Origin of the sequence: Bathymodiolus platifrons methanotrophic gill symbiont, assembly GCF_002189065.1 — a bacterium.
Lineage (GTDB): Bacteria > Pseudomonadota > Gammaproteobacteria > Methylococcales > Methylomonadaceae > Methyloprofundus.
In genome coordinates this window covers 1-5,796 of the sequence record NZ_BDMN01000216.1, presented here as the reverse complement: position 1 = coordinate 5,796, position 5,796 = coordinate 1, and the positions used below count along the sequence as shown (strand labels likewise).

Annotated in this window: 8 protein-coding genes; 1 reads left to right on the top strand and 7 read right to left on the bottom strand. The window is 43.0% G+C overall.

Annotation, left to right across the window (positions count from 1 at the left end; genetic code table 11):
• Positions 1-536, top strand: a 536-nt coding sequence (locus CDZ78_RS12540; RefSeq protein WP_087870319.1) for a transposase, incomplete at its 5' end; no start/stop codon positions are given.
• A gap of 7 nt (positions 537-543) precedes the next feature.
• On the opposite strand, the gene CDZ78_RS12535 is transcribed toward CDZ78_RS12540, so the two are convergent.
• From CDZ78_RS12535 to CDZ78_RS23175, 7 genes are all read right to left on the bottom strand, one after another.
• The gene (locus CDZ78_RS12535) at positions 544-807 is read right to left on the bottom strand and encodes an HlyD family secretion protein (protein WP_087870318.1); all 264 of its coding nucleotides are present in this window, start codon (positions 805-807) and stop codon (positions 544-546) included.
• Between the two features lie 106 nt (positions 808-913).
• Complete coding sequence (locus tag CDZ78_RS12530) at positions 914-1,099, bottom strand: hypothetical protein (RefSeq protein WP_087870317.1); 186 nt, start codon at positions 1,097-1,099, stop codon at positions 914-916.
• A gap of 355 nt (positions 1,100-1,454) precedes the next feature.
• A complete protein-coding gene (locus CDZ78_RS12525) occupies positions 1,455-1,892 on the bottom strand; it encodes a DUF3302 domain-containing protein (RefSeq protein ID WP_087870316.1) in 438 nt (145 codons plus the stop codon).
• Between the two features lie 52 nt (positions 1,893-1,944).
• The gene (locus CDZ78_RS12520; protein ID WP_087870315.1) at positions 1,945-2,823 is read right to left on the bottom strand and encodes a hypothetical protein; all 879 of its coding nucleotides are present in this window, start codon (positions 2,821-2,823) and stop codon (positions 1,945-1,947) included.
• Positions 2,824-2,829: 6 nt separating this feature from the next.
• A complete protein-coding gene (gene gad / locus CDZ78_RS12515; protein ID WP_087870314.1) occupies positions 2,830-4,227 on the bottom strand; it encodes a glutamate decarboxylase in 1,398 nt (465 codons plus the stop codon).
• Positions 4,228-4,351: 124 nt separating this feature from the next.
• Positions 4,352-5,113 (bottom strand): sulfatase-like hydrolase/transferase, encoded by a 762-nt coding sequence (locus CDZ78_RS12510; protein ID WP_244559243.1) that lies wholly within the window; start codon positions 5,111-5,113, stop codon positions 4,352-4,354.
• Between the two features lie 67 nt (positions 5,114-5,180).
• A complete protein-coding gene (locus CDZ78_RS23175) occupies positions 5,181-5,360 on the bottom strand; it encodes a hypothetical protein (RefSeq protein WP_244559242.1) in 180 nt (59 codons plus the stop codon).
• Positions 5,361-5,796: the final 436 nt, after the last annotated feature.

Genomic DNA, 5,796 nt, shown 5'->3' with positions numbered 1-5,796 from the left:
TGGCAAAAACAGTACAACAAGAGGCTCGGTTTTACAACGTGAATCTCTATGGAAAGCAGCGTGAAGTTAGTGCTTATAGTCGTGTTGTCATGCTGAAAACATTGAAACGGCCCGTTCAGGTTGTCTGGGTGTTTCGTCGCACGCAGTGGATTGCTTTGTTTACTACCGATTTAAATTTATCCATCACACAGATTATCGAGTATTACGGGGCAAGGTGGAAAATCGAATCCGGGTTCAAAGAACTCAAGCAGGACATAGGTAGCCAGAAAAGCCAGTGCCGTAATGCGCAGGCAGTGACCAACCACCTGAACTTCTGTATGATGGCAACAACGTTAACGTGGATTTATGCTGATCGTTTAAAAACCAATCCGGAACGTCGGCACAAAGTAAAGGGGCGGACCAGTTTTGCCTTTTCAGATATCCGGCGTATCATTGCCGAAGCTGCTTTGGACCCGGATTTTGAAAGGGTTTGCCCCAAATACAGCAGCTCCCCTGTAAATTCGGTGGTAACCGTTTTGTTACGCATGGTCGCTTGATGAATTTCTAGGAAACTTCAGCTATTAAATACAGGCTCTCGGTGCTGACAAATGCGACTACAGGTGTTTTAAGGCGAATAAATGCGCCTGCTCGTAACTGCAGGTCAACGACATAACCATCATAAGGTGCTGTCACAGTCGCATGATCAACATTGTAACGGGCTTTTTCAGCTTCAGCTTGTAGTGATGCAATTTTTGCATCAACCGCTTTAATCCGGGCTTTTATTCCATTAACCCGGTCAGTTCGAATATCCAGCTCTTGTGCAGCCATTAATTTTTTGGGAACTAATTTTTTAGCATCATATAAGCGCCGATTCGCTTCAGCAAGACTGGCTTTGACTGACTTTTTTTTCAGCGATAGCTTGGTTTTTCTCGCTTTATGCTGTTTTTAGTTTATCAAGCCATGGCTCAGAATCCATAGAAAAAATCGGATCACCTTTATGTAAGGGTGTATTTGGCAAAACATGAACTTCTTTCACCAGTCCACCCCATATAGGTGCAAGGGGAATAACATAGCGTTCAACAATCAACTCTTTCGAGTAAGGGGTGTTTTGCCCCAACATAATAACTTCTGCTGAAGTTTCCCAATAATTATTTATGGTAAAATTGAAACTATGCTACAACTATATGAAAAAAATAGTCTTTTCATTCGTTTCAAATGCTATTGCCTAAGGGGAATTAAGTAGGGGTTTGCTATAAACATGGCAAAACCACCTAAAATAAACCTCGATACACCAGCATTGTGTATTTCAGCTACTCAATAATTGGGAAACTTCAGTAACTTCTGTTAATCCTGCCATAATGTATAAGCCGAATACCATAAACTTCCAGAACAAATTAAAGCGGATATATTTGAAGTGAAAAAAGACTAACCACTAGGCTAAAATAAGCGATAGAGACTAAAATTTCCATGATGCATTACCTCTTAGTACTAGATTCAACAATGCTCTCATTGGAGCGATCAGCATCTTCAGAGCTACCCAGGGGTTTGTTCATCGTTGAATCTGCCTGAGTCATTTTCTCATTTGATAATTTCTGCTCCTGCATAGCGTGTTGAGCCTCGCTAGCTGCTAATATAAAATTTTCTTTATCGGTATTGCCTGGATAATTCTGAGGCGGCAAGACAGGTTGAGCTTGTTTGATATACGCCCAGATGAGAGCTGCTATCCATAAAGGGAAAACCAAAAGTCCCAGTAATGAAGTTATTTCAATGGCTTCTGCCTGTGGATGATTTCGACTACGGGCTATTTTTCCAGGCATCGTATGTACAAAAATAATCGCCAGAGCAATAATTATCACCGAAAATAAGATCAGCAGCAATGAGATGGTTTTTATCATTTCGTAGTTATCAATCATGTAATTACTCTTTTTTCGTCTAATTAAAAATTTTGCTTATGAAGTCAAATATTTATTCAGAAAACATTTCCGGAAGTAAAAGATAACTGGCGATCAAAAAACACACGCCCCCCTGAAAAGTAAAAAAGGCCGATAGCCAGCTAAAAGTAGTGGAACTATCACCAGGCGGCACCGCCAGACTATAGAAAGTAGAGATCATAAACCCTATCGAACCCAGTAAATTCAATACAGTGATCCACCATTCAATATTCCCTGGCTGCCAGCCCCAATAACCATGACAGACTTCCATAAAGGCAAGACGGCTAGCGATTAAAAAGCAGATACAACCGATAATATTGGGTGTCCAGATTAATATATCCTGCTGTACCCAGTTCAAATCACCGATAAAAGCATTCCCAGTATTAAAATTAAACATCACTGTACCGATTAATTGCACCAGACTGGCCATATAGCCAATGCGCTGCGGGTGCCAGGCCATCCACTGAAAATTATCCGCCAACTTTTCCTCTGCATATAAGCCCTCACTATCACCTGCATTCATTGATTCCAGCAGCTGACAAAAGGCAGCCGAGGTAAAGAAAAGTGAACCAATAAAGAAAATCCAGTCCAGAGTCATACCCGCGCTTAATGCTTTGGGCGAGCCCTCTGGAAAGGTAACCGCATAACCTCTCACACTAAATAAAGCCGAGCCGATGATAAACAGCACAGCCACCCACCAGGTTAAACGAGTGGGTGCCCATAAATGCAACCAGGGGTGTTTAAAACTAGTGGTTACAGGTTTAACGCCCTCAGATGTAAAAAACAAGGCACCACGCCCTTTGCGGTGACGGCGCGAAGTAGCCACTTTTTGCACACCATTTTCCAGTATATGAATTGCTTTTGTTACATATCCCGGACCGGAAAAACTAATATTAGTGTGAGAATTTTTCATAGACGATTAATGATGGAAATTACTACCTTCTGTTTTAGCAATAAACCCTGGCTGTGATTCAAACCATTCTAGTGCCGCACGCATATCTTTCAACAACATCTCAGCCATATCATGACTAAAACCCTCTTTTACCACGACCCGCTGTACCACAAGATCTTGACGGTTGGGTGGCATCGGATAAGCAGGTACTAGCCAGCCACGCTCACGTAACTTATCAGCCATATCAAATAGGGTAAAGTTGCTGGAATCAGCAAAGTCATCTTTTAATTTCCAGCAAAATACCGGAATATCACTACCATTGGTAATCAATTCAAATGGCCCTAGTTTGGCAATTTCACCCGATAAGTACAGTGCGACATCCTGACAGGCTTGCTGTACACGCCGATAACCATCCATTCCTAAGCGCAAGAAATTATAGTATTGCGCAACCACCTGATTCCCAGGACGCGAAAAATTAATTGAAAAATCAATCATATCACCCCCTAGGTAGGTGACGTGGAATACCAGATCTTCAGGTAAATGTTTTTTATCACGCCATAATGCCCAGCCTACTCCTGGATAAACAAGGCCATATTTATGTCCGGAAGCATTGATTGAAACCACACGAGGAACACGAAAATCCCATTCCAGATCAGGCTGAATAAACGGTGCGATAAATGCACCACTCGCACCATCGACATGAATCGGAATATCAATGCCTGTTTCCTGTTGATATTTATCCAATGCATCAGCAACTTCTTTAACGGGCTCATACTTGCCATCCATGGTGCTACCCATAATAACAATGACACCGATGGTATTTTCATCCACCAGCTTTAAGGCTTCTTCCGCATTCAGGGTAAAGCGGTCACCTTCGGCCATCACTTCACGCGCTTCTATATCCCAGTATTTACAAAATTTATGCCAGCAAATCTGGGTATTCGCGCCCATCACGATATTGGGTTTATCCGTTGGCTTACCGGCTTTTTTCATTTTATCGCGCCAGTTCCATTTCATTGCCATACCACCTAGCATTGCGGCTTCACTGGAACCGACGGTAGATGTGCCTGTTGCCGTTTCATGGTCGGGTGAATTCCATAAATTAGCCAGCATATTGACACAGCGACTTTCGATTTCAGCTGTTTGTGGATATTCATCCTTATCAATCATGTTTTTATCGAAACATTCTGACATCAATTGCTTTGCTTCAGGCTCCATCCAGGTCGTCACAAAAGTTGCCAGGTTCTGCCGTGAATTCCCATCCAGGATTAATTCATCATGAATCAGGTTATAAACAGTATTAGGCGCAGTACTTTGCTCTGGGAAAGTATGCTTAGGAATGCTCTCTGTCATTTCTCTTGAAGCATAAGTTGGGGTTAAGACCGACTCTTCAGCTGAGGGATCTTTAATTTTTTTTTCATGCATAAGCTTTATCTCCAGAGTTTATTTTATTTATGATGCCTATGTTAGGCATCCTTTAATTTGTCATTCAATAATAGTCATAAACGTTACGCGCGGGATGAATATCCCACCGAGCTATGAGTGATTCTTACTTGGTTGCCGAAGTAGCCCAGGTAATCCTGTCCATCAACTTTCCAAGGCTCAAACTTGAACCCCGGGCCGGCGGAAACTCCTTCAGGCTCGCTAACTGTTTGCCAACAACTTCTTGCGCAGGCACCATCAGATACATACGATCTGCCCACCATTTGGTGTACATATCAGATTGCTCTTGAAAGCGCTCATAGGGATCACGACGTAGGTTGGTGATTAGTGGCCAGCTTGGCGTTTTGTGCCAGGCTGTAGGTAGGTTACCCCACATCTCTGTAAAAGTGATTTTCCATTCACCCACTCGAATCGCATTAAGATCACCATCACCGCTGAAATAAAAGATCTCTTTACGCTTGCCAGGGCCTTTACCCGTTAACAAGTCCACCTGATTGTACCCATCAAGATGTGCTTTAAATTTTTTGCCATCCGCTTTTACACCGCCTTTTTTCAATTTTGCTTGAATATCGGTATCTTTACCCGCCGCTGCAGCTAGCAAAGTGGGCATCCAGTCCTCTTGCGAGAAGATGTCATTAATTATTGTGCCAGGTTTGATCTTACCCGGCCAGCGCACTAGTTGTGGTACCCGAAAGCCACCTTCACTGGTTAAACCTTTCTCACCTTTAAAAGGATGGTTTCCCCCTTGTGGCCAGGTAAATATCTCGGCACCGTTATCTGTAGACCAGATTACAATGGTATTATCAGCGATTTTCAATTCATCCAGTTTATCAAGCAAGGCACCGGTAACATCGTCTAGCTCGGACATACCATCAGCAAAGATGCCATTACCCGTTTTATTCTTGTATTTCTCAGATAAATGGATCCATACATGATTACGTGTTGAGACATGCCAGCGGGGAGTCGCTATTTTTGCGAAAGCTTGTTTTGGGCATCCCAGCCCAAGCAAGCGGCAAAAACTTAACGCGACCGCTAATGCCTTCGGCGCCCCAGACGTCCTGCGTACGTGCCACTTCGCCACTACCATCGTAAACTCGGTGCTGGCTTCGTAACACTCCCTCAAATGACTGGACGGCGTTTCGGAATGCCTTTTATTTTGTCTCCACCTACGCTAGTGCTACGATTCCGACAAAACAACGGCCCTACGCCTTCTGGGGACTACCAGCCCTCGCGTTCGCTCTCCATGGCTGGCAGCGAAGGAAGAACGGTTTATCTTCCTTAGGAATGTGCACGAAATAACTTCCTGAAGCAGCCAAGCTTGAATAATGAAATATCTCCCCTAAATTAAGGTTATCTTAATTTATTACTCAGTGGTTGTCTTATGTCATTTCCTTATAAAAAAAATATCGAAAAGTCGATGAAGAAATTTTATGACTCACTTTGTGAAAAAAATAAGCGACGGTATGCCGCCATTGAAAGTGAAAAATTATCTCATGGTGGCGTTAACTCTATTTCAGCTTTATTAGAGTGTGACCCAAAAACTATCCGCCA

Coding starts and splice junctions, on each gene's coding strand:
- gad (WP_087870314.1), bottom strand. CDS start 4,227: ATGCATGAAAAAAAAATTAAAGATCCCTCAGCTGAAGAGTCGGTCTTA.
- CDZ78_RS12535 (WP_087870318.1), bottom strand. CDS start 807: ATGGCTGCACAAGAGCTGGATATTCGAACTGACCGGGTTAATGGAATA.
- CDZ78_RS12520 (WP_087870315.1), bottom strand. CDS start 2,823: ATGAAAAATTCTCACACTAATATTAGTTTTTCCGGTCCGGGATATGTA.
- CDZ78_RS12510 (WP_244559243.1), bottom strand. CDS start 5,113: ATGTCCGAGCTAGACGATGTTACCGGTGCCTTGCTTGATAAACTGGAT.
- CDZ78_RS12530 (WP_087870317.1), bottom strand. CDS start 1,099: ATGTTGGGGCAAAACACCCCTTACTCGAAAGAGTTGATTGTTGAACGC.
- CDZ78_RS12525 (WP_087870316.1), bottom strand. CDS start 1,892: ATGATTGATAACTACGAAATGATAAAAACCATCTCATTGCTGCTGATC.